This window comes from Fulvimarina manganoxydans (genome assembly GCF_900176465.1).
Lineage (GTDB): Bacteria > Pseudomonadota > Alphaproteobacteria > Rhizobiales > Rhizobiaceae > Fulvimarina > Fulvimarina manganoxydans.
On the sequence record NZ_FWXR01000013.1, the window covers coordinates 70345 to 93139 of the forward strand.

The window sequence follows — 22795 nt, forward strand, 5'->3', positions numbered from 1 at the left end:
GGACGCGGCAAACGCGCCTACGCCTCCATCTCCGCCTTCAGCATTTCGAGCTCCAGCCATTCGTCCTCAGCCTTGGCGAGGGCCGAGCGGTCCTGGTCGATGGCTTTGGCGAGGGCGTTGAAGCGGTCGGGGTTTTTGGCAAAGAGGGCCGGGTCGGCCATTTCGGCTTCGGCCTTTGCGATCGACGCTTCCAGGCGGGCGATCTCCTTGGGCAGGTTTTCGAGCGCGAATTTCTGTTTGAAGGAGAGTTTGGCGGAGGGAGCCGAGCGCCTCGCGCCGTCGCCATCGGCGGATTTCGCCGCCTCTTTCGGCTTTGCCGAGGCGGGTTTCGCCGCCTTCTGGGCATCGCGCTTCTGGGCAACCATGTCGGAATAGCCGCCGGCATATTCGAGCCATTTCCCGTCGCCGACCGGGTTGAAGATGCTCGTCACCGTGCGGTCGAGAAAGTCGCGATCATGGCTGACGAGGATCACCGTGCCGGGGTAATTTGCGACGAGCTCTTCCAGGAGATCCAGCGTCTCCATGTCGAGATCGTTGGTCGGCTCGTCGAGAACCAGGAGATTGGCGGGCGTCGCCAGCGTCTTGGCGAGAAGAAGGCGCGCACGCTCGCCGCCGGAGAGATCGCCGACGGGGGTGCGGATCTGTTCCGGGGAGAAGAGAAAGTCCTTCAGATAGCCCGCCACATGGCGCATCTCGCCATTGACGATCACCTGATCGCCCCGCCCGTCGGTCAGGGCCTCAGTCACCGTGTCGGTGTCCTTCAGCGCAGCGCGCTTCTGGTCGAGAAAGGCAAGATCGAGATTGGTGCCGAGGCGCACGCGCCCGGAATCGGGCTTCGTCTCGCCGATCAGGATTTTCAGAAGCGTCGTCTTGCCCGCCCCGTTCGGCCCGACGAGGCCGATGCGGTCGCCGCGACCGATCCGGGCGGAGAAGTCCTGGACGAGAATCCGCTCGCCATAGGCCTTGACGACGTTTTCGGCTTCGATGACGAGCTTGCCGCTCTCGCGCGTCTCGCCGGCGGCCATGACCACCTGGCCGGTGGCCCGGCGCGCGTCGCGGCGCTGCTGGCGAAGATCGTGAAGGCCGGCGAGACGCCGCTGATTGCGGGTGCGCCGGGCGGTCACGCCATAGCGCAGCCAATGCTCCTCGCGCACGATCTTGCGGTCGAGCTTCTGAAGGTCGCGCTCTTCCTCTTCCAGAAGCTTGTCGCGCCAGGCCTCGAAGCTTCCAAAGCCTTCGTCGATGCGCTTGACCGCGCCGCGATCGAGCCAGACGGTGGCGCGGCTGACGGTTTCCAGAAAGCGGCGATCGTGGCTGATCGTCACGATCGCGCTCTTCATGGAAGCCAGTTCACCCTCCAGCCATTCGATCGTCGGAAGATCGAGATGGTTGGTCGGCTCGTCGAGAAGGATGATGTCCGGCTCTGGCGCGAGGGTGCGGGCAAGCGCCGCGCGCCGCGCCTCGCCGCCCGACAGATTGGCCGGCTCCGCCGCTTCCGAAAGGCCAAGGGCTGCAAGGCACAGATCGACGCGATAGGGATCGTCCGCCGGGCCGAGGCCCGAGCGCACATAATCGCCGACGGTGCGAAAATCCCCGAAATCGGGCTCCTGGGGCAGATAGCGCAGGGTCGTGCCGGGCTTGAGGAAAACCTCGCCGCCATCCGGTTCGATCTGACCGGCGGCGATCTTCAAAAGCGTCGACTTGCCGGAGCCGTTGCGCCCGACCAGCGCGACGCGATCGCCCGGCAGGACGTTCAGCTCGCAATCGGTGAGAAGGGGCGTGCCGCCGAAGGTCAGGCGCACGCCGTCGAGACGGAGAAGCGGAGGGGGTGCCATAAGCCGCTCTTTAGCGATTGTCAGGCCGTCACGGAAGAGGAAACGAGCCTTGCCCGGCCGGCGGCGCTAAAAGGCGCGCCCACAGCCGGGCAAAGCTTCAACGCGTGACGCAGAAGAACGGCGAAGCCTCTATGAGAGCTTCACCGCCCTCAGGCGCAGGGCGTTGCCGATCACCGAGACCGAGGAGAGGCTCATCGCGGCTGCCGCGATCATTGGCGAGAGGAGGAGGCCGAAGACCGGATAGAGGATGCCGGCCGCGATCGGCACGCCCACCGTGTTGTAGGCGAAGGCGAAGAAGAGATTCTGCTTGATGTTGCGGATCGTTGCCTCTGCGAGCTTGCGGGCCCGGACAATGCCGTGCAGATCGCCTTTCACCAGGGTCATGCCGGCGCTTTCGACCGCGACATCGGCGCCGGTGCCCATGGCGATCCCCACATCGGCGGCCGCGAGCGCCGGCGCGTCATTGATGCCGTCTCCGGCCACGGCCACACTTGCGCCGCCGCGCCTCAACGCCTCGACAAGGGCCTGCTTGTCTTCCGGCGACAGGCCGGCGCGCACCTCGTCGATCCCCAGCGTCTTGGCGACGGCCCTCGCCGTGCGCTCATTGTCGCCGGTCGCCATGACGATGCGGATGCCGCTGTCATGGAGCGTGCGGATCGCGTCTCGCGCCGTTCCCTTGACCGGATCGGCGACCGCCACGAGCCCGGCGAGCCGGCCCTCCAGGGAGACATACATCGCCGTCTTGCCCGCCGCCTGATATTCGGCCGCCGTATCGTCGAGCGCTGCGGCATCGATGCCTTCGGCCTCCATCATCGCGCGATTGCCGAGCGCCACTCTTTGCCCGTCAACGGTGCCCGTAACGCCCTTTCCGGTGAGCGAATCGAAATCGCTCGCCTCGCCGAGTTCATGGCCGCGCTCGCGGGCGCCGTTGACGATCGCTTCGGCCAAAGGATGTTCGGAGCCTTTTTCGAGCGTTGCGGCCGCGCGAAGGATCGAGCCCTCTTCGACGTCTCCATGGGCAAGAACGTCGGTGAGCTTCGGCCGACCCTCGGTCAGCGTGCCGGTCTTGTCGACGATCAGCGTGTCGATCTTGGAAAACCGCTCCAAGGCTTCGGCCTCCTTGATGAGGACACCAGCCGAGGCGCCGCGTCCGGTCGCGGTCATGATCGACATGGGTGTTGCGAGACCGAGCGCGCAGGGGCAGGCGATGATCAGCACCGAGACGGCCGCGATCAAGGCATGGGCGAGCGCCGGCGCGGGGCCGGCAAAGGCCCAGACGAGGAAGGCGAGGATCGCGACGCCGACGACCACGGGGACGAAGGTGCCGGCGACCCGGTCGGCCAGCCCCTGGATCGGCGCGCGCGACCGCTGGGCTTTCGCGACCATGTCGACGATGCGCGAGAGCGTGGTGTCCTCACCGACCGCTCCGGCTTCCATGACGAAGGAGCCGGACTTGTTCAAAGTGCCGCCGGTCACCGTCTCGCCTTTGGTCTTTTCGACGGGCACCGGCTCGCCGGTGATCATCGATTCGTCGATGGATGAGCGCCCCTCGACGAGGGTGCCATCGACCGGCACGCTTTCGCCGGGGCGCACGCGCAGGCGATCGCCGGTCTTCAGGCTGACGAGTTCCACATCCTCTTCCTCTCCGTCGGGCCTGAGGCGGCGCGCGGTCTTGGGGGCGAGATCCATCAAGGCGCGGATTGCGGAACCCGTGCGCTCTCGCGCCTTCAATTCGAGCACCTGGCCGACGAAGATCAGCGCGACGATGACGACCGACGCCTCGAAATAGACAGGCACCGTGCCGTTTTCGCGGAAGGAAGCGGGGAAGATGCCGGGAAAGAGCGTCGCGACGACGCTGGTCCCATAGGCTGCGCCGACGCCGATGGCGATCAGCGTCCACATATTGGGCGAGCGATTGACGATCGAGGCCCAGCCGCGCTTGAAGAAGGGCAGGGCGGCCCAGAGGACGACCGGCGTCGCGAGGACGAATTCGGTCCAGATCGCCGCGCGCTCGCCGATCCATTGGCGAATCGGCAGCCCGACCATCGGCCCCATGGTGAGGATGAGCAGCGGCACGGCGCAGGCGACCGACACCCAAAGCCGATGGGTGAAGTCGACGAGCTCGGGATTGGGGCCTTCCGCACCGGTCGGAACGCCCATCGGCTCGAGCGCCATGCCGCATTTGGGACAGTCGCCGGGATGATCCTGGACGATCTCGGGATGCATGGGGCAGGTATATTGCGTGCCCGCCGACGCGGGTTCGGGCGCAGGGCGATCGCCCAGGAAGGTATTCGGCTCCGCCTCGAAGCGCTCCTGGCACCGCGCCGAGCAGAAGAAGAAGCGCTCACCTTCATGTTTCGACATATGTTTCGCATCGATCCGCTCGACGCTCATGCCGCAGACCGGGTCCTTGGTCGTCAGAAAGCGCTCGGGTTCCTTCGTGAACTTGGTCGCGCAGCTCTCCGAACAAAAATGCACCGTCCGGCCCTCGAATTGGCGCGTCGGCTTGCCCTTGGCCGGGTCGACCGTCATCCCGCAGACCGGATCACGATGAAAGGGGTGCGTCTTCTGAGGCCGATCAGCGCCGGAGCAGCATCCGCCGCTCGCGTCGTGGCCATGCCCATGATCGGTGTGATTGGCATGGTCTCCACGATCGGGCATCGGGTTATCTCCTCGGCATCGTCGGGTCCGCACCGCCCTGTCTGAGACTCAAGGCGGGTGCGCATATCCATAAGCTCGATGTGGAGATGGGCCTTCCAGCTGCTGGAAGGTCAAGTCCTTGGGCGTCACGATAGCGGATGGGGCGTTCCGGATGCCCGGAACCGGCGACAGGGCGGCCTTGAAATTGGTTCTCGAACGAAAAATAACGCCGGTGCCGTGCTTCCGCGCCTTTGCGGAGCCGTGCAGAGCACATAAGTACCGCAAACTTCGAGCGGTCCATCCTCGAAAGGGGCCTATATCCGGCAGCCGGTGCCGGACCCCTCGGACCTTGCGCAACACCTGCCCGGCTATGGAGAAATTCGATTGGAAGCCACAGCGATGGGCGGTGTCGCCAGCGATCCGGTGCCGCTTTGGATCTGGCTCGCGACGATCGGCGGATTCGCCGCGCTCTTTATCTTCGACTTCTTTGCCCATGTGCGAAAGGCCCATGAGCCGAGTTTCAAGGAAGCCGCCATCTGGTCGGTCTTCTATATCGTGCTCGCTTGCATCTTCGGTGGCGCGCTTTGGCTCGTCTGGGACCACACGCACGGTATCGAGTTCTTCGCCGGTTTCATCACCGAGAAGAGCCTTTCGGTCGACAATCTCTTCGTCTTCGTCATCATCATGTCGAGCTTCCGCGTGCCGCGCGAGGATCAGCAGAAGGCTCTCCTCATCGGCATCGTGCTGGCGCTCATCATGCGCGGCATCTTCATCGCGGTCGGCGCGGCGGCGATCGAGCGATTCGCCTGGGTCTTCTACCTCTTCGGCCTCTTCCTTCTTTGGACGGCCTGGAAACTCGCGGTCGAGAGCTTCAGTCACGGCAAGAAGACCGATGAAGAGTATGAGCCGAATGCTGTGGTAAAATGGTTCGAGCGGACCTTTCCGACGACGCCTGACTATCGCGGCAATGCGATCATGGTGGTGGAGAATGGGCGGAGGCTTTTCACGCCGATGGCCGTCGTCATCGTCGCACTGGGCATGACCGACCTTCTCTTCGCGCTTGATTCGATCCCGGCGATCTACGGCCTGACCGACGCGCCCTATATCGTCTTCACGGCCAACGCCTTCGCGCTGCTCGGCCTTTTGCAGCTCTACTTCCTTCTGGGCGGGCTGCTCGACCGGCTAGTCTATCTCGGCTTCGGCCTGTCGCTGATCCTCGGCTTCATCGGCGTGAAACTGATCATCCACGCGATGGAGAAGAACACCCTGCCCTTCCTGAACGACGGGCAACCGATCGAGGGCCTGCCGCATATCACGACGCCCCTGTCTCTTGGCGTGATCATCGGTATCCTGGTGATCACGACAATCGCCAGCTTGATCCGCAGCCGTATGACGACGAGCGGTCGGGCCGCCGAGGAGAACGAGGCCACGCCGCGTCATTGACGTCGCAACGAGCGTGGCTTCACCAGTCCATCGGCCGGCGGCGGCCGATGGACGCGCATAGGATTGCGGCCCCTCTGGACGAATGGCCGAACGCCAACCCGTGGGAGAACGAGCAGTCATGGCCGAGCACCGAGAGGATCGGAGCGATTCGTCGCAGAGCGAGGACGAATGGGCGGCACGGCGTGCGGCCCTCTCGACCAAGCTCGCCGAGCACTCGGCCGAACGGGCCAAACTTGCCGAAGGGGCCCCACGCGGGCGCGGCGGTATGCAGGGCATGGCCGAAGGTCTGAAGCTGGCAAGCGAATTTGCCGCCGGCATCATCGTCGGCGGCGGCATCGGCTTCGGGATCGACCGCCTTGCGGGGTCGGCGCCTTTCGGCCTCATCGTCTTTCTGATGCTAGGATTTGCCGCCGGCATCCGCAATGTCCTGCGCACCGTTGGCCCATCGACAACGCCCAAGACCCCGAGCGAGAGCGCCGGCGCAGAGGAGCCGCGCCGCCCTTCCTGACGGCCCAAATGAGCCCGAATGGCCCGATCGTGACCCACTTGACCGCAAAGTCGCATGGAGAAAGGCACCAGGAGGTGTTGCGAAGCGGAAAACGAGAGGCTATTGGCAGGTCGGCCCGAAAAAGAGCGGAATGACTCGTCAAAGGACCTTCAAGTTTGGCAACCAATCCGACCGATCCCATTCACCAGTTTGCGATCTCTCGCCTTGTACCGATCGAGATCGGCGGCTTGGATTTCTCCTTCACCAACTCAACACTGTTCATGGTGTTGACGGTGGGTGTCGCCGCCGCCTTCCTGTATTATTCGACGCGGGGCCGTGGGCTCGTGCCGTCGAAGCTGCAGTCGATCACCGAGCTGACCTATGAATTTACCGCCAATATGTTGCGGGATTCGGCCGGCACGGCGGGCATGAAATTCTTTCCCTTCGTGTTCTCCATCTTCACCTTCGTGCTGGTGGCGAACCTTCTGGGCATGATCCCGTTCTTCTTTACCGTGACAAGCCATATCATCGTCACATTCGCGCTTGCCATGACGGTGATCTCGGTCGTCGTCGGCTACGGTATCGCCAAGCATGGCCTGTCCTGGTTCAAGGTCTTTATTCCGTCGGGCGTGCCCGGTGCGATCTTGCCTTTCGTGGTGCTGATCGAGGTGATCTCGTTCCTGTCCCGCCCGGTTTCGCTCTCCGTTCGTCTTTTTGCGAACATGCTTGCTGGCCACATCACGCTGAAGGTCTTCGCCGGTTTCGTCGTGACCCTGTCATCGCTCGGCGCGGTAGGCGTCATCGGTGCGATCCTGCCGCTTCTCATGACGGTTGCGATCACGGCGCTGGAATTCCTGGTCGCCTTTCTGCAGGCCTATGTCTTCGCGGTGCTGACCTGCATGTATCTCAACGACGCGGTGCATCCGCATCATTGATCCCCTTGTCCGCAAACGATCTCGAAACGAGACGCGGCACTTATCCTACGATCCATAAGAAGGAGTTTTCCCATGGAAGCTGAAGCTGCACGCTACGTCGGAGCCGGTCTCGCCTGCTTCGGTATGGGCATGACCGCCCTCGGACTGGGCAACATGTTTGCCAACTATCTCGCCGGCGCCCTGCGCAATCCGTCCGCTGCCGACGGCCAGTTCGGCCGCCTGATCTTCGGCTTCGCCGTGACGGAAGCCTTGGGCATCTTCTCGCTGCTCATCGCGCTGCTGCTTCTCTTCGTTTGATCGAATAGCAGCTCGAATGGATCGTTTGTCGGCCGGCCGGTTCATCCGGCCGGCCGACCTGATGACGAGGAGGCTAGACCCTTGCTTTTCGTAACCGCCGCAAATGCGCAGGACCACGGCGCGGATGCCAATCATGCGCCCATTGGAGCCGGCGAGGACGCTGTCCTCCAAGGCGAGGTGGCCCACGGCAGCGAGGGGCATGAAGCCGGCTTCCCGCCGATGAATCCCGAATTCTTCCCGTCGCAGATCCTGTGGCTGGCGATCACCTTCGGCATCTTTTACTGGTTGCTGAAGAACACGATCGTGCCGCGTATCGGCGGGATTCTCGAGAATCGCCGCGATCGGATCGCGCTCGATCTCGAAGCGGCCGAGCGCGCCAAGTCGGATGCCGACGAAGCCCAGGCCGCCTATGAACAGGAACTCGCCGAAGCGCGCGAGCGAGCCCACAAGATCGGCCAGGACGCGCGCGATTCGGCTCGCACCGAGGCGGAAGCCGAGCGCAAGAAGCTCGACGCCGATCTCGACAGGCGGCTCGAAGAGGCGCAGGCCCGCATTGCCGAGACCAAGGCCAATGCCATGCGCGAGGTCGATGGAATTGCGACCGAGGTGACCGAAGCGATCCTGAAGGATGCGATCGGCATCGAGGTGTCGCGCGACGAGGCCGCCGCGGCGGTTTCGGCAAGCCGAGGCTGAGGAGGGCCCTATGGACAATACGTTTTGGGCAACAGTCGCCCTCGTCCTTTTCTTTGCTCTGATCGTCTATCTGAAAGGCTTTCGCCGCATCAACGCCTCGCTGGATGATCGCGCGAAGCGCATCCAGACCGAGCTCGAAGAGGCGCGCGAGCTGAAGGAAGAGGCCAAGCAGCAGCTTGCCGAATATCAGCGCCGCCGCCGCGAGGCCGAGCAGGAAGCCAAGGAAATCGTCGAGGGCGCCAAGCGCGAATCCCAGGCGATCCTGGCCGATGCCAAGCGCAAGAACGAAGAATTCGTTCAGCGGCGCACGGCCATGGCCGAGCAGAAGATCGCCCAGGCCGAGACGGACGCGATCGCCGAGGTCCGCTCGACTGCCGTCGATGTCGCCATCGCGGCCGCGACGAAGATCATTGCCGAGCGCAATCAGAACGGCAATCCTCAGCCGATGTCCGCCTCGATCGATGCGGTTCGCAGCCGCCTGAACTGACGCTTCGATCCTTCCGAATTGGACTTATCAAAGGCCGCCCGGTGCGGCCTTTTTTGCGTTGGTTCGTCGATTAGTCCGTCCTCAGGGTCTTCTATCTCGCGGTCATGCTTTTCAGCGGCGCGAAACTCATCCGGTGGAGGGGACTTGGACCGAGGCGCCGAATGGCTTCAAGATGGGTCTTGGTGCCGTAGCCCATATGGGACGTGAAACCGTAGCCAGGATGAAGCTGGTCGGCGCGAAGCATCATTCGGTCGCGCGTGACCTTCGCGACGATGGAGGCCGCCGCGATCGAGACGCTGAGGCCGTCGCCGCCAATGATGGCACGCGCCTCGCAATTCAATCCATCCGGTATATCGCGGCCGTCGACGAGCGCGACCGTCGGGATGATCGACAGGCTATGAAACGCGCGGCGCATGGCAAGGAGGCTTGCCTGGCGGATGTCCAGCCGGTCGATCTCGTCTGCCGAGACAGCGGCAACGGCGACGATGGCGGTCTGGAAGAGCGCGTTGCAGAGGCGCTCGCGTTCGTGCGCTTTGATCCGCTTGGAATCATCGAGGCCATCTGGAATGGCATTTGGGTCCAATATGACGGCTGCGGCAACGACCGGGCCGGCGAGCGGACCTCGGCCGACTTCGTCGAGCCCCACGACATGTCGGGCACAGCCATCAAGCAGCGCGCGTTCGCGCGAAAAGTCGGGGAGGGGCCGAGGGGCTCTTGCGCGCTTGGGCTTGGAAAAGCTCGGTGCCTTCTCCGCGATCTCGGAATGGGGTGTTGGAAGAGGAGAATCGGAGGAATGGCGGGTCATTGTGCGGCAAGACTCGCGCATTCTCCGATTCTCCACAAGGCTTGGCTGCCCGGCGGGGTGGAACCGGCGCGTGCCTTGCCTTGCTTGGCGGGACCCGATGCCTTGCTCAGAGCAGGGAGAGCTGAACGCCCGATCCGAGCGGCGGCGTGAACAGGTCGGTCCGCAACGGTTGGCGATCGAGATTGAGGCCGAGCCGCTTGGTTGCCAGATCGAAGCGCCGCTTGATCTGATGGGCGTAGGGACCCGTTCCGCGCATCCGCTTGCCCCACTCGGCGTCGTAGTCCTTGCCATCGCGCATTGAGCGTAGAAGCGAGAGGACGTGACGATAGCGGTCCGGGTAATGGCGGAGGAGCCAATCCTTGAAGAGCGGCGAGACCTCGAGCGGCAGGCGCAGAAGAACATAGCCTGCCTCCCTCGCACCCGCTGTCGCGGCCGCCTCCAAAAGGCGCTCGATTTCCGAATCCGTCAGGCCGGGTATGATCGGCGCGGTCATCACCATAGTGGGGATGCCGGCATCGCTCAGCGCTCGGATCGCATCGAGACGCTTTTCCGGTGTCGCCGCGCGTGGCTCCATGGCGCGGGCGAGACGCCTGTCCATGGTGGTGACGGAGAGCGCGACGCGCGCCAGTCCCTTCTTCGCCATGCGCGACAGGATGTCGATATCGCGGGTGACCAGCGCCGACTTCGTCACGATGCCGACCGGATGGTTCGCCGCCTCGAGCACTTCCAGGATTTCGCGCATCAAGCCGTAGCGCTTCTCGATCGGCTGATAGGGATCGGTGTTCGTGCCGATGGCGATCGAGCGGACCTGATAGCCGGGTTTGGCGAGCTCCTGTTCCAGAAGCTTGGCGGCATTGGGCTTGGCAAAGAGCTTTGCCTCGAAGTCGAGCCCCGGTGAGAGCCCCATATAGGCGTGGCTCGGCCGCGCGAAACAATAGACGCAGCCATGTTCACAGCCCCGATAGGGGTTGATGGACCGATCGAAGGAAATGTCGGGCGAGGCGTTGCGCGTGATGATCGTCTTCGGCTTTTCGACCTGAACTTCGGTCTTGAAGGCCGGCAGATCTTCCAGGCTGTTCCAGCCATCGTCGAAGGTTGATCGGGCAAAAGGCTCGTATCGCCCCGACGGATTGATCCCCGCGCCGCGCCCCCGGCGGCGGGCAAAACCCACCCTGAGGCCCGATTCGTCGATCAGATGATTGGCGATGTCGACGCCGTCCGGCGACGCGAAGGCGGCGCTATCGGCCCGTGCGATATCCAGCATGGAGCGAACTCCTCGATATCCGAAAGCAATTGTTCACTACATGTTCTAAACCTAAAGAGGGAACAAGACAAGAACATTTGGGCGATTTGGTCGCGCGCCCGAAACAGGCTATCGAAGGTCCATGCTCAGTGTGTTCATGGACAGTGATCGAGACGATCGGCAATTGGCGGTGAGTCTCTCCCCGCTGGTCTCGGCCGCCGTCGAGGGGGTCGTGCGCGAGGTCGTGCTTGTCGATCGCGGAGTGGGGGCGGCGGTGCGCGAGGTCGCTGACTATTGCGGATGCGCGATCGTGACGCCGGGTGATCTGGAGCATGCCTTCAAGACGGCGCGCTCCGACTGGCTCTTTTTCATGGAGCCAGGCAGTCGGCCGGAGATCGGTTGGACGAGGACGGTGGCCGATCATATCGAAGCCGTTCGCCAGGGGCGTGCTTCGCCTGAAGCGGCCCGACTGAAGCCGGCCCCCGCCGATCGACCGGGATTTCTGCGCCGCTTTCGCGATCGCCCCAGCCCTATCGCCCAAGGGCTTCTTCTGAAAAAGCCGCAAGCCGTCGGGCTGGCGAAACAGCGCGGCGCGCAGCCGCTTGCCGATCTCGCCAAAGGGCTTGCCACCCGTCGTCTCCAGGCGGAAATGCGTGCGAAGTTCGCCCCAGGACCCTAGAGCGAAATGCGATAAATCGGAATCGTAATTTCGCTCTAAGCCTTTGTTTTGCCGCAAGATGTGATCCGAAAGGTCATGCAACTTTTCGGCATCATGCTCTAGCCGAGAGGCAACGTCCTAGCCAACAGGCGATCGTCCGCTCTCGCGATCAGACCGAGCGTCCGCCGCGACGTAGATGCTCGTCGAGCCGTGGCATGATCTCGACGAAATTGCAGGGGTGGTGGCGATAGTCGAGCTGGTCGCGCAGAATGTGGTCCCAGCCGTCGCGGCATGCGCCGGGCGAGCCCGGCAGAGCGAAGACGAAGGTGGTGTCGATCAGGCCGGCGGTGGCGCGCGACTGGATCGTCGAGACGCCGATCTTGTCATAGGAAATACGGTGAAAGACGGCTGAAAAGCCGTCCATGCGCTTGGTAAAGAGCGGCTCCAAGGCTTCCGGCGTGATGTCCCGGCCGGTGAAGCCGGTGCCGCCGGTGGTGATCACCACGTCGATGTCGTCGCGTGCGACCCATGCCTTGACGGCGCTTTGGATCGCTTTGGTTTCGTCCTTTGCGATGGCGCGATCGACAAGCTTGTGACCGGCCTCTTCGATACGTTCCTTCAGGACGTCCCCGGAGCGATCGTCGGCGAGGCTTCGCGTGTCGGATACGGTCAGAACGGCGATACCGACCGGGAGAAAGGGGCGATCGCCCTGCTTGTCGGCAAGCTGGGAGTTCATGGCGTCTGTGATCCCCTGTTGACGGCGAGACTTGCGACTATCTGCCTCTCTCTCAGGTGGAATCAATCGGCTGATGGCCGTCCACGGAATTTGGTCGTGCCCATGGTCTCCGCTTTCGACCGGTGGACGTGGCTATCAGCTCGCGTGGCGCCCGAAGGCCGCAACGGCCCGATGCGTTCGCATCTCGGGCCGCTTGTATCAGCCGTCTCGGCGCCGCCTCGGCCCAACAACTTGCCAAGAAGGGCCGCCTGCGCGACGACCCTCCTATTGAGTGAGCCGCCGGGGTCAGCCGTAGCTCGACACCGGTGTCGAGGCGAGCGCCGTGATGTTGAGAAGGCCGCGCACGGTGACGCCGGGCGTCACGATATGGGCGCGGTTGCCCATGCCCATCAGGATCGGGCCGACCTCCAGGCCTTCCGCCACCGTCTTCAGAAGGTTACGCGCCGCGCCCGCCGCATCGGAATTGGTGAAGATCAGGACATTGGCCTTTCCATTGAGTCGTCCGCCAGGGAAAAGCCGCTCACGCAGTTCGGGATTGAGCGCGGCATCGCTCTGCATCTCGCCTTCATATTCGAAGTCGAGCGAGCGCTCATCGAGGATTGCCAATGCCTCACGGGCGATCCGGCCCGAAAGACTGTCGAGATTGCCGAATTGCGATCCCGAACAAAGCGCGATGCGCGGCGTGATGCCGAAGCGACGCACATGGCGAGCGGCCGCGATCAGTGTTTCGGCCACCTGTTCGCCGGAAGGCTCGGCATTCACATGGGTGTCGGCGATGAAGAGCGGGCCCTTGTCGAGAAGGAGAAGGGAGAGGGCGCCGACCGGATGCAGCTCGTCGGTCGACAGGATCTGGCTAACCGTGTCGAGATGCCAGAGATATTGGCCGACCGTGCCGCAGATCACGCTGTCGGCCTCGCCGCGCCGCACCATGGTGGCGGCGATCGCCGTCGTATTGGTGCGGATCGTGGCGCGCGCCACGTCGGGCGAGACGCCGCGTCGCTTCATGATCTCATAATAGGTCGTCCAATATTCGCGATAGCGCGCATCGCTTTCGGGATTGACGACCTCGAAGTCGCGTCCCGCGACGATGGACAGGCCCTCGCGCTCGATGCGCTGGTCGATGACATGGGGCCGGCCGATCAGGATCGGCATCTCCATTGTCTCGTCCATCATGGCCTGCGCGGTGCGCAAAATGCGCGGCTCTTCCCCCTCGGCAAACACGATGCGGCGCGACACGGTGCGCGCGGCCTCGAAAACCGGGCGCATGACCAGCGCCGAGCGATAGACATGGCTCTGCAGCGAGCGGGCATAGGTGTCGAGATCGATCTCACGGGTGGCGACGCCGCTTTCCATGGCGGCCTTAGCGACGGCGACCGCCACGGTCGGCAGAAGCCGGGGATCGAAGGGCTTAGGGATCAGATAGTCCGGGCCGAAGCTCAGCTTCTCGCCCTGATAGGCGGTGCCGAGCTCAGCCGAAGCGGTGACGCGGGCGAGCTTGGCGATCGCCTCGACGCAGGCGATCTTCATCTCGTCATTGATTTCCCGCGCGCCCACATCCAGCGCGCCTCGAAAGATGAAGGGAAAACACAGGACGTTGTTGACCTGGTTCGGATAGTCCGAGCGGCCCGTCGCGATGAGCGCGTTGGGCGAAGCCTCCCGCGCCTCTTCCGGCATGATTTCCGGCGTCGGATTGGCGAGCGCGAAGATGATCGGGCTGTCGGCCATCTTCTTCACCATCTCGGCGGTGAGGAGGCCGGGGCCCGAAACGCCGAGAAAGAGGTCGGCCCCCTCCATGGCATCCATGGTGGTGCGCATTTCGGTCTCGCGTGCGAATTCTGCCTTTTCCGCCGAGAGATCGTTGCGAAGCGTATGAACGACGCCCTTGGAATCGAGCATCGTGATGTTTTCGCGCTTCGCGCCCATCTTGATGAGCATCTTCAGGCAGGCGATGCCCGCAGCGCCGGCGCCCAGCGCGACGATCTTGATGTCTTCGAAGCTTTTCCCGGCGACGCGCAGCGCATTGGTCGCTGCGGCGGCCGCGACGATCGCCGTGCCGTGCTGATCGTCATGGAAGACCGGGATGTTCATCCGCTCACGGCAGATGCGTTCGACCAGGAAGCAGTCCGGCGCCTTGATGTCTTCCAGATTGACCGCGCCAAAGGTCGGCTCGAGCTTGCAGACAAGATCGGCGAGCTTTTCCGGGTCCGACTCGTCCACCTCGATGTCGAAACAATCGATGCCGGCGAATTTCTTAAAGAGGACCGCCTTGCCCTCCATCACCGGCTTGGAGGCCTGGGCGCCGATATTGCCGAGGCCGAGAACGGCCGTGCCGTTGGAGACGACGGCGACGAGATTGCCCTTGGACGTATAGCGGCGGGCATCGGCCGGGTTCTTCTCGATTTCGAGACAGGCATTGGCGACGCCGGGCGAATAGGCACGGGACAGGTCGCGAGCCGTCGCCATCGGCTTGGTCGCCCGGATTTCGAGCTTACCGGGCTTCGGCAGCTCGTGATAGTCGAGTGAGGCCCTGTATTCGTCCTGCGACATCGTCTGCTCCCTGCCTTTCTACTTGGCGGTTCGATTGGCTCTGTCCGACAGGGCGAAGGCCATGTCGATCATGCGGTTGGAAAAGCCCCACTCATTGTCGTACCAGCCGAGGAGGCGCGTCATATCAGGTCCGAGAAGGGTTTCCGGCCCGGCGAGGATCAAGGATTCGGGTCGGGCGCGAAGGTCCGAGGAGACCAGAGGCCGATCGGTCCAGCCGAGAACCGGTGAGGCGCCGACCATATTGCGTAAGACATCGACGAAGTCGCTCGGCCTGCTGTCGAGCTTCAGGACGAAATCCACCGCCGAGACGCTGGCGACGGGGACACGGACCGCGCTGATCGTCAGCTTCCCATCGAGAGAGGGAATGACCTCGCCGAGCGTCTTGGAGGCGCTGGTCGAGGTCGGCACCATAGAAAGGGCGGCGGCTCGGCTTCGCGCGGCGCTTTCGCGCGGCAAATCCACCGTCGGCTGGCTGCCTGTGTAGCAATGAATCGTGGTCGCATGGGCCGATCGGATGCCGAACCGCTCGTGAAGCGCTTTTAAGAAAGGTGCGATCGCATGGGTGGTGCAGGAGCCGTTGGATACGATCGGCGTCTCGAGCGGGCCATCGAGCCGGGCCTCGTTCGCACCCATGACGATGGTCGGGCCGGCGGGTGAGGGGCCTGAGATCAGCACTGCTTTCGCGCCGGCCCGAAGGCCGCGCTCGGCGAATTCGCGGGTCTTTGCAAGACCCGTGCATTCCAAGAGCACGTCGACCCCGGTCAGATCGATGCGGGAGATATCCGGCGTGCGGTGAAAGGGAATGACGCGTTCGCCCACCGTCAGGCGGCTCTCGCCAATCTCCACCTTGCCGGGGAAGGGGCCGAAAACGCTGTCATATTCGAAGAGATAGGCCAGAAGATCGAAGGCGGCGACGTCGTTGACGAGGACGATCTCGACCGGCTCTTCGGTCCGTTTGGTGGCAAGGATGCGCAGGATGCTGCGGCCGATCCTGCCGAAGCCGTTGAGGGCGATGCGCAGGGGGCGGTCACGCCGAGAGGGCTTCGACATGGCTGTTGCTTCGCCCGTGTCTATCGACATTGGCGGGCTCCACGAACCGAAATCGTCGTTTCAGAACAATCGAGCCGAACGAATAAAAGCTCGACCCGGCAATTTGCACACAGCAAAGGCGAAGACATCGCGCCTTGCTCCTCCTCCCCTTGGTCGAAAGGTCGATCGCGTCGGCCTTTCATGCGTCCTTAGGACGCGAATCATTGGCGCCGGTTCGAAGGCCGGTCAGCGGCGGCACCATGGCATTTCGTCAGCAAGGTGACCAGTCGGCGCAAATGAGGGTCTGCTCGGCACCCGTCGCATGCCAAAGCGATCATCGAATCTCGCACGACATCGACACAAGGCGCGGCGTTCTGGAAACCAAAAGGTCGCATCTGAAACGACGCGGAACCCCATCCGCATTCGCCCGTTTGAAAAGCGAACGACATCAACATCATGCCGGGGTCAGGCGCCTGATAGCGACATGCTGGTTGCCGAATGGGCAGCCCAAATGTCCGACGGGCAAAGCTGACATGCGCCGCACCGTTGAGGACACCCATCTTCGAGGGAGCCGAAACGGCATCGACGGCCATTTCAAGCTTCGCGCTCCCTCGCCCCTCAAGGCGTCGAGAGATCAACTGCCCGCCCGGCGAATAGACGACAGGAGGCATATCATGCCGAAGATTACCGAAGCCAAGATCGCCATTCTCGCCACCGACGGCTTCGAGCAGGTGGAGCTCACGGAGCCCCTGGAAAAGCTCAAGGAATCGGGCGCGACCGTACACGTGATTTCGACCAAGGAAGGCTCGATCCGGGGCTGGGATCAGGACCATTGGGACAAGGAAATCCCGGTTGACAAGACCCTGTCCGAGGTTCGCGTCGCCGATTACGACGCGCTCGTCTTGCCGGGCGGCCAGATCAACCCGGACGTTCTGCGGGCCGATCCAAAGGTGGTCAGCTTCGTGCGCGAATTCTTCAATTCCAAGAAGCCGCTCGCCGCGATCTGTCACGCGCCCTGGCTGCTGATCGAAGCGGATGTCGTGCGCGGCCGTGACGTGACGAGCTACAAGTCGATCAAGACCGACGTCGCCAACGCCGGTGGCAACTGGCACGACAAGGAAGTCGTGGTGCATGAGGGTTTGATCACGTCACGCAATCCGAACGACCTTTCGGCCTTCATCGCCAAGATCGTCGAAGAGGTCGAGGAAGGCCCTCACGCCGATCGCAAGGCCGCTTGAGGCCTGAACGCGACGATCCAAAGGCCGTAAGCATGATCTGTGCGGCTTGAGGACAAATCAGACAATTTCTAAGGCCGGCGTTGATGCGCCGGCCTTTTTGCTTCGTCTCTAGGACCAGCGGAACTGGTCGAGGACCGTTGCCAGCCATAAAAGTCTTCGTGTATGTGCCGAGGAGACCTTCAGGCGGGAGATGGATTAAGATGGCGGGCAACCCGAATTACGACACGCAGGCCCCGGCGGATATGGACTATCCGGAACACGAGCGGACCTACAACCTGTTTCTGTCGATGTTCAAATGGGGCACGATCGGTGTCATCGCCTTGCTGCTCGGCATGATGGTCGGTCTGCTCGGCGGCGGCGGTTTCCTGGGCGGGATTGGGACCTTCATCCTCGCCCTCGTCATCGGCTATTTCGCGGCGCGCTAAAGCGCCGGTCGAAAGGTGGATGCCGGTGTTTCGATGAACCGGCGCGTTGACAAAGACTTGGAGAGCGCTTGGCGATCCTGATTGATCGCCGGGCGCTCTGAAATGCCATCCGCGGGAATAATCGGGGGCGGGCTCGCAAAGAGCGAGCCCTGCGCCAAGAGCGCATGGCTCTGACACCAATGAAGCGCTGGGAGGGGCATCGGGCGCATGAAGATTTTCATTCCTCGGGAAGCCGAGGGCGAGCCGCGTGTCGCGGCTTCACCCGACACGGTCAAGAAGCTCGCGGGCCTCGGGGCCACGATCGTGATCGAAAGCGGGGCGGGTGCCCTCTCTCGAATCACCGACGAGGCCTATGAGGCGGCCGGCGCGACGATCGGCTCGGCGTCGGACGCCTCCGATGCCGATGTGGTTCTGAAGGTTCGCCGCCCGAGCGCGGACGACGTCGCTACCTATAAGAAGGGCGCCGTCGTCATCGCGACCATGGACCCATACGGCAATGACGAGGCTTTGAAGACGCTGGCCGAGGCTGGCATTCTCGCCTTTGCCATGGAGCTGATGCCCCGCATCACCCGCGCCCAGTCGATGGACGTCCTGTCCTCCCAGGCCAATCTCGCCGGCTATCAGGCCGTCATCGACGCCTCCCACACCTTCGATCGCGCCTTTCCGATGATGATGACCGCCGCCGGGACCGTGCCGGCCGCCCGCGTCTTCGTCATGGGGGCGGGCGTTGCGGGCCTCCAGGCGATCGCGACCGCCAAACGCCTTGGCGCCATCGTGACGGCCACCGACGTGCGCCCCGCCTCCAAGGAGCAGGTCGAATCCCTCGGCGGCAAATTCGTCGCGGTCGAGGACGAGGAGTTCAAGGCGGCCGAAACCTCCGGTGGTTACGCCAAGGAGATGTCGAAGGCGTATCAGGCCAAACAGGCCGAGCTCGTCGCCTCGCATATCGCCAAGCAGGATATCGTCATCACCACGGCCCTCATTCCTGGCCGTCCGGCGCCCAAGCTCGTCTCCAAGGCGATGATCGAATCCATGAAGCCGGGTTCGGTCATTGTGGATCTTGCCGTCGAACGCGGCGGCAATGTGGAGGGCGCGGTCGCCGGCGAGATCGCCGAGGTCGGCCCGGTGCGCGTCATCGGCCATCGCAATGTGCCCGGCCGCATCGCGGCGAGCGCCTCGCTGCTCTATTCCAAGAACCTCTCGACCTTCCTCGAAACGATGATCGACAAGGAATCGAAGGGGCTGAAGATCGATTTCGACGACGAGTTGGTGAAGGCGACGCTTCTGACGCGGGACGGTAAGGTCGTCCATCCGAATTTCGCGCCCAAAGACGCACCGTCCGGGGAGGATGCCTGATGGCGAACGAAACCATTGAGACCACGCTCCAGAAGCTTAACGAGGCGGGTGCGGCGATCCGCGACGCGCGCCAGGGCGTCGAGCAGATGATGGGGCAGGGGGGCGTCGCGGACGCCGCCCATGCGGCGGCCGCCTCCGGCGATCCCTTCGTCTTCCATCTGGCGATCTTCGTCCTCGCCATCTTCGTCGGCTATTACGTTGTCTGGTCGGTGACGCCCGCGCTTCATACGCCTTTGATGAGCGTCACCAACGCCATCTCCTCCGTCATCGTCGTCGGCGCGCTTCTCTCCGTCGCCCTCTCGGCTTCTGGGATCGCCACCTTCTTCGGATTCGTCGCTTTGGTGCTGGCCAGCGTCAACATCTTTGGCGGCTTCCTCGTCACGCAGCGCATGCTCGGCATGTACAAGAAGAAGCAGAAGTGAGCCGGGAGCCGTGATGATGTCCGAAAGTTTTGCAACCCTTCTTTATTTGATCTCCGGCGTTCTGTTCATCCTGGCGCTTCGGGGTCTGTCCCATCCAACCACCAGCCGCCAGGGCAATCTCTTCGGCATGGTCGGCATGGGCATCGCCATCCTGACCACTCTGTTCTATGCGGGGGTCTCCTTCGGCGGGCTGGTCCTGATCGTCCTCGGCCTTGCGATTGGCGGCGGCGCTGGCGCGGTGATCGCCAAGCGCATCCCGATGACGGCGATGCCTCAGCTCGTCGCCGCGTTTCACTCACTCGTCGGTCTTGCTGCCGTCATGGTGGCCGCTGCCGCGCTCTATGCGCCCGAAGCGATCGGCATCGGCACGGTTGGGGCGATCCACGCCCAGGCCCTTGTCGAAATGTCGATCGGCGTCGCGATCGGCGCGATCACCTTCACCGGATCGGTCATCGCCTTCGCCAAACTCGACGGGCGCATGAGTGGCAAGCCGATCATCCTGCCGGCCCGGCATCTGATCAACATTGCGCTCGGCATTCTCGTCGTCGTTCTGGTGATCGTCTTCGCCACGACCGAGAGCCATCTCGCCTTCTGGCTGATCGTTCTCGCCTCGCTCGCCCTCGGTGTTCTCCTGATCGTACCGATCGGCGGCGCCGACATGCCAGTCGTCGTGTCGATGCTGAATTCCTATTCCGGCTGGGCAGCCGCCGGTATCGGCTTCACCCTGCAGAATCTGGCACTGATCATCACCGGCGCTCTGGTGGGCTCCTCGGGCGCGATCCTGTCCTACATCATGTGCAAGGGCATGAACCGTTCCTTCGTCTCGGTCATTCTCGGTGGCTTCGGCGGCGAGAGCGGACCGGCGGGATCTGAGGATCTCGGCGATCGGACCGTCAAGCAGGGTTCGGCGGACGACGCGGCCTATCTGATGAAGAACGCCTCGCGCGTCATCATCGTGCCGGGCTACGGCATGGCCGTCGCCCAGGCCCAGCACGCCCTGCGCGAGATGGCCGACACGCTGAAAGAAGAAGGCGTCGAGGTGAAATACGCTATCCATCCGGTGGCAGGCCGTATGCCGGGCCATATGAATGTGCTCCTGGCCGAGGCGAATGTGCCTTATGACGACGTCTTCGAATTGGAGGATATCAACTCCGAATTCGCCCAGACCGACGTCGCTTTCGTCATCGGCGCCAATGACGTGACCAATCCGGCGGCGCGGGACGACAAGTCATCGCCCATCTATGGCATGCCCATCCTGAATGTGGACCAGGCCCAGACCTGTCTCTTCATCAAGCGCTCGCTCGGGTCCGGCTATGCCGGCATCGACAACACCTTGTTCTACAAGGACAACACGATGATGCTCTTTGCCGATGCCAAGAAGATGGTCGAGGATATCGTCAAGGCACTGGAAAATTCCTGATCGCTATCGGTTGCTCAGAGAGCCAGAGACAGAGCCCGCCGGAGAACTCCTCCGGCGGGCTGTCTTTTGACGTGAAGCGAAACCCGTCTGAGTGTCGGCGCGATACCGGGCCGGATTTCACCTGTCCCGATTTCGTGGACGCATAGGCGCCAGCTGGGCGTCGCTCAGTCGGGGCGCACGACGGTGCCGTCCGGCGTCACCGGCGTTGCCGGCACGGCGACGGGCGCCTGCTGCGCCGGGACCGGGACGGCGGGCTGCAGGGTCAGCTTGCTGACGCCGATCGCCGCGTTGATACCCTCCTGCGCCGTGACGCTGAGCGGCTGCAGCGTGTAGCTGTCGTTCGAGCCGCCGACGAGGAGATTGGCGCCGCCGCCGACAATGGCGGAGGCATCGGCTGTTGCGCCGACATAAGTGCCGGACAGACCGTTCGGCTGATAGGAATCGCCATCAGCCATGACCACGGCCCAAGTCATCACGGTGCGGCCGGTCACGCCCACATCGAGGCCGAACGTATCGAGGGTGGCGGCATAGACCTCGCCCGTCTGGCCACTGGCGGGCGTGAATTCGCAGACAAGGTTTTCGCTCGAGCCGATGATGAAACCGGTCGAGCCTTCGCCGTGGCAGCCGAGCGTACCGACACGCAATTCGGCCTGGGACGGCGAAATGGCGCCAAGGCTGAGGGCGCCTGCGAGAAGCGTGGTGACGGCAAGTGTACGACGCATGGAACTCTCCAATCGCTACAGATATGCCTGTCCCGAAACGGGGCGAGGCGCGAGGGGGCGGGGTCCGGCGGGCCGAGAAGGCGATCTCGCCGACGATTGAGCGATCCGTCCGCTGTCGGCTCGCCGGGATGGCTGGCCGCCTCTCATGGCGCTGAAACAGACTGACCTCGCTTCCCGTTCCAACACGCTTTATTTCGTCTTTCACGCAGCTGTGTTCGCCGGCTTTCGCTGGCCCTTCCCAGCCGCAAATCGTTGCGCTTCTCGGTTTGCCGTAACCCTACCGGTCGTGCCGGGCAGCCTGGCGATAGACCGATCGAAGCTGAAGAGCAGCAAGGCACAACTCGGCATGAGCCTATCGTCTCCTCATGCCTCCTTCTCGAAAGGAAACCGGCGGTGCGATTTGCCCGGAGGTCTCAACAAACGAGCGTGAACAAAGGTTTGGTCCGGCAGAGCCGCCGTTTCCGCTCATTTTAAAGATAGTTCTTGTAGGTGATGATGCTGTCGAATGGTCACGAGATAGTGTGACTGAGGTTTCAGTCCCATCCCAGCATGGTAGCGTTTTCCTCGCCACTTGGCCGTGACGCCTCGGTTCAAACGAAGAATTCGAGCCTTTCCCCCTAAAACTTGAACCGCTATCAAACGCGGGGTTGACATCAAGTATTGGAAGAATAATACCAGTTGGCATGAAATACCGCAGCGAAGCGGTTACATATCTCTATGCAGGCCAACAAGTGGGAATATGTCGCCATAGCGGCATTTCAGATGTGCGCGGCTTGGTTTGCATTCATTCCCGAAGGATGCCGAAATGGACCAGATCGAATCGATCGACAACAATGAAATGCTGATGGAGCTGACCGCTGAGGTGGTTGCAGCTTATGTCAGCAACAACTCGCTTCCCGTGGCCGAACTGCCGGCGCTCATCTCCGATGTCTACAGCGCTCTTGGCCGCACCAGCGCGCCTGCGCAGCAGCCCCAGGCCGAGAAGCCCAAGCCGGCCGTGCCGGTGAAGAAGTCGGTCACCGACGACTACATCATCTGTCTCGAAGACGGTAAGAAGTTCAAGTCGCTGAAGCGGCATCTGATGACCCATTACAATCTGACCCCGGAAGAGTATCGGGAGAAGTGGGATCTGCCGGCCGACTATCCGATGGTCGCCCCGAACTATGCCGCGGCGCGTTCGCGCCTCGCCAAGCAGATGGGTCTCGGTCACAAGCGCCGTCGCGGCCGCTGATCGGCTGGTCTCGTCGGTGGCGCGCCGTTTGGCTTGCTTCCTCGCGGGTTTCAAGAATGCCCTCGATCCGGACGGATCGATTGCCGGGCGTCATCCGGCGGACCTTCAATGGTTCGCTCGGGTCGGCGCCCGAAGTTTTTCGAAGG

Annotated in this window: 21 protein-coding genes; 13 read left to right on the forward strand and 8 right to left on the reverse strand. The window is 63.1% G+C overall.

Annotated elements, in window-relative coordinates:
• Positions 1 to 17: 17 nt before the first annotated feature.
• Positions 18 to 1835, reverse strand: coding sequence for an ABC-F family ATP-binding cassette domain-containing protein (locus tag B9A15_RS14275; protein ID WP_084410911.1), 1818 nt, complete (start codon positions 1833 to 1835; stop codon positions 18 to 20).
• A gap of 129 nt (positions 1836 to 1964) precedes the next feature.
• A complete protein-coding gene (locus tag B9A15_RS14280; protein ID WP_084410913.1) occupies positions 1965 to 4496 on the reverse strand; it encodes a heavy metal translocating P-type ATPase in 2532 nt (843 codons plus the stop codon).
• A gap of 363 nt (positions 4497 to 4859) precedes the next feature.
• Here B9A15_RS14280 and B9A15_RS14285 point away from each other — a divergent pair, with 363 nt between their 5' ends.
• The 6 genes from B9A15_RS14285 to B9A15_RS14310 all read left to right on the forward strand — a co-directional run bounded on the left by B9A15_RS14285 (position 4860) and on the right by B9A15_RS14310 (position 8817).
• Complete coding sequence (locus B9A15_RS14285) at positions 4860 to 5918, forward strand: TerC family protein (protein ID WP_244556964.1); 1059 nt, start codon at positions 4860 to 4862, stop codon at positions 5916 to 5918.
• A 118-nt stretch (positions 5919 to 6036) separates the two neighbouring features.
• The gene (locus tag B9A15_RS14290) at positions 6037 to 6426 is read left to right on the forward strand and encodes an AtpZ/AtpI family protein (RefSeq protein WP_084410916.1); all 390 of its coding nucleotides are present in this window, start codon (positions 6037 to 6039) and stop codon (positions 6424 to 6426) included.
• 155 nt (positions 6427 to 6581) lie between these two features.
• The gene (locus B9A15_RS14295) at positions 6582 to 7340 is read left to right on the forward strand and encodes a F0F1 ATP synthase subunit A (RefSeq protein WP_084410918.1); all 759 of its coding nucleotides are present in this window, start codon (positions 6582 to 6584) and stop codon (positions 7338 to 7340) included.
• A 72-nt stretch (positions 7341 to 7412) separates the two neighbouring features.
• Positions 7413 to 7637: a F0F1 ATP synthase subunit C gene (locus B9A15_RS14300; RefSeq protein ID WP_084410920.1), complete on the forward strand. Its 225-nt coding sequence runs from the start codon at positions 7413 to 7415 to the stop codon at positions 7635 to 7637.
• An 81-nt stretch (positions 7638 to 7718) separates the two neighbouring features.
• Positions 7719 to 8330 carry a F0F1 ATP synthase subunit B gene (locus B9A15_RS14305; RefSeq protein WP_084410922.1) on the forward strand — a complete coding sequence of 204 codons (612 nt, stop codon included), beginning with the start codon at positions 7719 to 7721 and terminating at the stop codon, positions 8328 to 8330.
• Between the two features lie 10 nt (positions 8331 to 8340).
• Positions 8341 to 8817, forward strand: coding sequence for a F0F1 ATP synthase subunit B (locus B9A15_RS14310; protein WP_084410924.1), 477 nt, complete (start codon positions 8341 to 8343; stop codon positions 8815 to 8817).
• A gap of 91 nt (positions 8818 to 8908) precedes the next feature.
• On the opposite strand, the gene B9A15_RS14315 is transcribed toward B9A15_RS14310, so the two are convergent.
• Complete coding sequence (locus B9A15_RS14315; RefSeq protein ID WP_084410926.1) at positions 8909 to 9643, reverse strand: ribonuclease HII; 735 nt, start codon at positions 9641 to 9643, stop codon at positions 8909 to 8911.
• A gap of 85 nt (positions 9644 to 9728) precedes the next feature.
• Positions 9729 to 10886, reverse strand: a complete 1158-nt coding sequence (locus tag B9A15_RS14320) for a PA0069 family radical SAM protein (protein ID WP_084410928.1) — start codon at positions 10884 to 10886, stop codon at positions 9729 to 9731.
• A gap of 121 nt (positions 10887 to 11007) precedes the next feature.
• Between B9A15_RS14320 and B9A15_RS14325 the strand changes: the two genes are divergently transcribed.
• Positions 11008 to 11544 carry a glycosyl transferase family 2 gene (locus B9A15_RS14325; RefSeq protein ID WP_139798401.1) on the forward strand — a complete coding sequence of 179 codons (537 nt, stop codon included), beginning with the start codon at positions 11008 to 11010 and terminating at the stop codon, positions 11542 to 11544.
• A gap of 148 nt (positions 11545 to 11692) precedes the next feature.
• Here the strand turns inward: B9A15_RS14325 and moaB are convergent, their stop codons facing one another.
• The 3 genes from moaB to B9A15_RS14340 form a co-directional block, all read right to left on the reverse strand.
• On the reverse strand, positions 11693 to 12259 hold the full coding sequence (moaB, locus tag B9A15_RS14330) for a molybdenum cofactor biosynthesis protein B (RefSeq protein ID WP_084410932.1): 567 nt from the start codon (positions 12257 to 12259) through the stop codon (positions 11693 to 11695).
• 285 nt (positions 12260 to 12544) lie between these two features.
• Positions 12545 to 14806 (reverse strand): NADP-dependent malic enzyme, encoded by a 2262-nt coding sequence (locus tag B9A15_RS14335; protein WP_084410934.1) that lies wholly within the window; start codon positions 14804 to 14806, stop codon positions 12545 to 12547.
• An 18-nt stretch (positions 14807 to 14824) separates the two neighbouring features.
• On the reverse strand, positions 14825 to 15856 hold the full coding sequence (locus tag B9A15_RS14340; protein WP_170923309.1) for a type I glyceraldehyde-3-phosphate dehydrogenase: 1032 nt from the start codon (positions 15854 to 15856) through the stop codon (positions 14825 to 14827).
• Between the two features lie 653 nt (positions 15857 to 16509).
• On the opposite strand from B9A15_RS14340, the gene B9A15_RS14345 reads away from it, so the two are divergent.
• The 5 genes from B9A15_RS14345 (at position 16510) to B9A15_RS14370 (ending at position 20696) form a co-directional block, all read left to right on the forward strand.
• Entirely contained in the window at positions 16510 to 17073 is a 564-nt protein-coding gene (locus B9A15_RS14345) for a type 1 glutamine amidotransferase domain-containing protein (protein ID WP_084411033.1), read from the forward strand.
• Between the two features lie 200 nt (positions 17074 to 17273).
• Positions 17274 to 17498 (forward strand): aa3-type cytochrome c oxidase subunit IV, encoded by a 225-nt coding sequence (locus B9A15_RS14350; protein ID WP_084410938.1) that lies wholly within the window; start codon positions 17274 to 17276, stop codon positions 17496 to 17498.
• A gap of 207 nt (positions 17499 to 17705) precedes the next feature.
• Positions 17706 to 18854, forward strand: a complete 1149-nt coding sequence (locus B9A15_RS14360; RefSeq protein WP_084410942.1) for a Re/Si-specific NAD(P)(+) transhydrogenase subunit alpha — start codon at positions 17706 to 17708, stop codon at positions 18852 to 18854.
• A complete protein-coding gene (locus B9A15_RS14365) occupies positions 18854 to 19276 on the forward strand; it encodes a proton-translocating transhydrogenase family protein (protein WP_084410944.1) in 423 nt (140 codons plus the stop codon). The genes B9A15_RS14360 and B9A15_RS14365 overlap by 1 nt, the downstream gene beginning before the upstream one ends.
• Positions 19277 to 19292: 16 nt before the next feature.
• On the forward strand, positions 19293 to 20696 hold the full coding sequence (locus tag B9A15_RS14370; RefSeq protein ID WP_084411035.1) for an NAD(P)(+) transhydrogenase (Re/Si-specific) subunit beta: 1404 nt from the start codon (positions 19293 to 19295) through the stop codon (positions 20694 to 20696).
• Between the two features lie 164 nt (positions 20697 to 20860).
• Here the strand turns inward: B9A15_RS14370 and B9A15_RS14375 are convergent, their stop codons facing one another.
• Complete coding sequence (locus B9A15_RS14375; protein ID WP_084410946.1) at positions 20861 to 21418, reverse strand: DUF992 domain-containing protein; 558 nt, start codon at positions 21416 to 21418, stop codon at positions 20861 to 20863.
• A gap of 805 nt (positions 21419 to 22223) precedes the next feature.
• Here B9A15_RS14375 and B9A15_RS14380 point away from each other — a divergent pair.
• Positions 22224 to 22649 (forward strand): Ros/MucR family transcriptional regulator, encoded by a 426-nt coding sequence (locus B9A15_RS14380; protein ID WP_084410948.1) that lies wholly within the window; start codon positions 22224 to 22226, stop codon positions 22647 to 22649.
• Positions 22650 to 22795 lie beyond the last annotated feature (146 nt).

Excerpts from the sequence above, each read along its gene's own strand:
- B9A15_RS14275 (WP_084410911.1), bottom strand. The coding sequence starts at position 1,835 with ATGGCACCCCCTCCGCTTCTCCGTCTCGACGGCGTGCGCCTGACCTTC.
- B9A15_RS14280 (WP_084410913.1), bottom strand. The coding sequence starts at position 4,496 with ATGCCCGATCGTGGAGACCATGCCAATCACACCGATCATGGGCATGGC.
- B9A15_RS14290 (WP_084410916.1), top strand. The coding sequence starts at position 6,037 with ATGGCCGAGCACCGAGAGGATCGGAGCGATTCGTCGCAGAGCGAGGAC.
- B9A15_RS14300 (WP_084410920.1), top strand. The coding sequence starts at position 7,413 with ATGGAAGCTGAAGCTGCACGCTACGTCGGAGCCGGTCTCGCCTGCTTC.
- B9A15_RS14310 (WP_084410924.1), top strand. The coding sequence starts at position 8,341 with ATGGACAATACGTTTTGGGCAACAGTCGCCCTCGTCCTTTTCTTTGCT.
- B9A15_RS14315 (WP_084410926.1), bottom strand. The coding sequence starts at position 9,643 with ATGCGCGAGTCTTGCCGCACAATGACCCGCCATTCCTCCGATTCTCCT.
- B9A15_RS14320 (WP_084410928.1), bottom strand. The coding sequence starts at position 10,886 with ATGCTGGATATCGCACGGGCCGATAGCGCCGCCTTCGCGTCGCCGGAC.
- B9A15_RS14325 (WP_139798401.1), top strand. The coding sequence starts at position 11,008 with ATGCTCAGTGTGTTCATGGACAGTGATCGAGACGATCGGCAATTGGCG.
- moaB (WP_084410932.1), bottom strand. The coding sequence starts at position 12,259 with ATGAACTCCCAGCTTGCCGACAAGCAGGGCGATCGCCCCTTTCTCCCG.
- B9A15_RS14335 (WP_084410934.1), bottom strand. The coding sequence starts at position 14,806 with ATGTCGCAGGACGAATACAGGGCCTCACTCGACTATCACGAGCTGCCG.
- B9A15_RS14340 (WP_170923309.1), bottom strand. The coding sequence starts at position 15,856 with ATGTCGAAGCCCTCTCGGCGTGACCGCCCCCTGCGCATCGCCCTCAAC.
- B9A15_RS14345 (WP_084411033.1), top strand. The coding sequence starts at position 16,510 with ATGCCGAAGATTACCGAAGCCAAGATCGCCATTCTCGCCACCGACGGC.
- B9A15_RS14350 (WP_084410938.1), top strand. The coding sequence starts at position 17,274 with ATGGCGGGCAACCCGAATTACGACACGCAGGCCCCGGCGGATATGGAC.
- B9A15_RS14360 (WP_084410942.1), top strand. The coding sequence starts at position 17,706 with ATGAAGATTTTCATTCCTCGGGAAGCCGAGGGCGAGCCGCGTGTCGCG.
- B9A15_RS14365 (WP_084410944.1), top strand. The coding sequence starts at position 18,854 with ATGGCGAACGAAACCATTGAGACCACGCTCCAGAAGCTTAACGAGGCG.
- B9A15_RS14370 (WP_084411035.1), top strand. The coding sequence starts at position 19,293 with ATGTCCGAAAGTTTTGCAACCCTTCTTTATTTGATCTCCGGCGTTCTG.
- B9A15_RS14375 (WP_084410946.1), bottom strand. The coding sequence starts at position 21,418 with ATGCGTCGTACACTTGCCGTCACCACGCTTCTCGCAGGCGCCCTCAGC.
- B9A15_RS14380 (WP_084410948.1), top strand. The coding sequence starts at position 22,224 with ATGGACCAGATCGAATCGATCGACAACAATGAAATGCTGATGGAGCTG.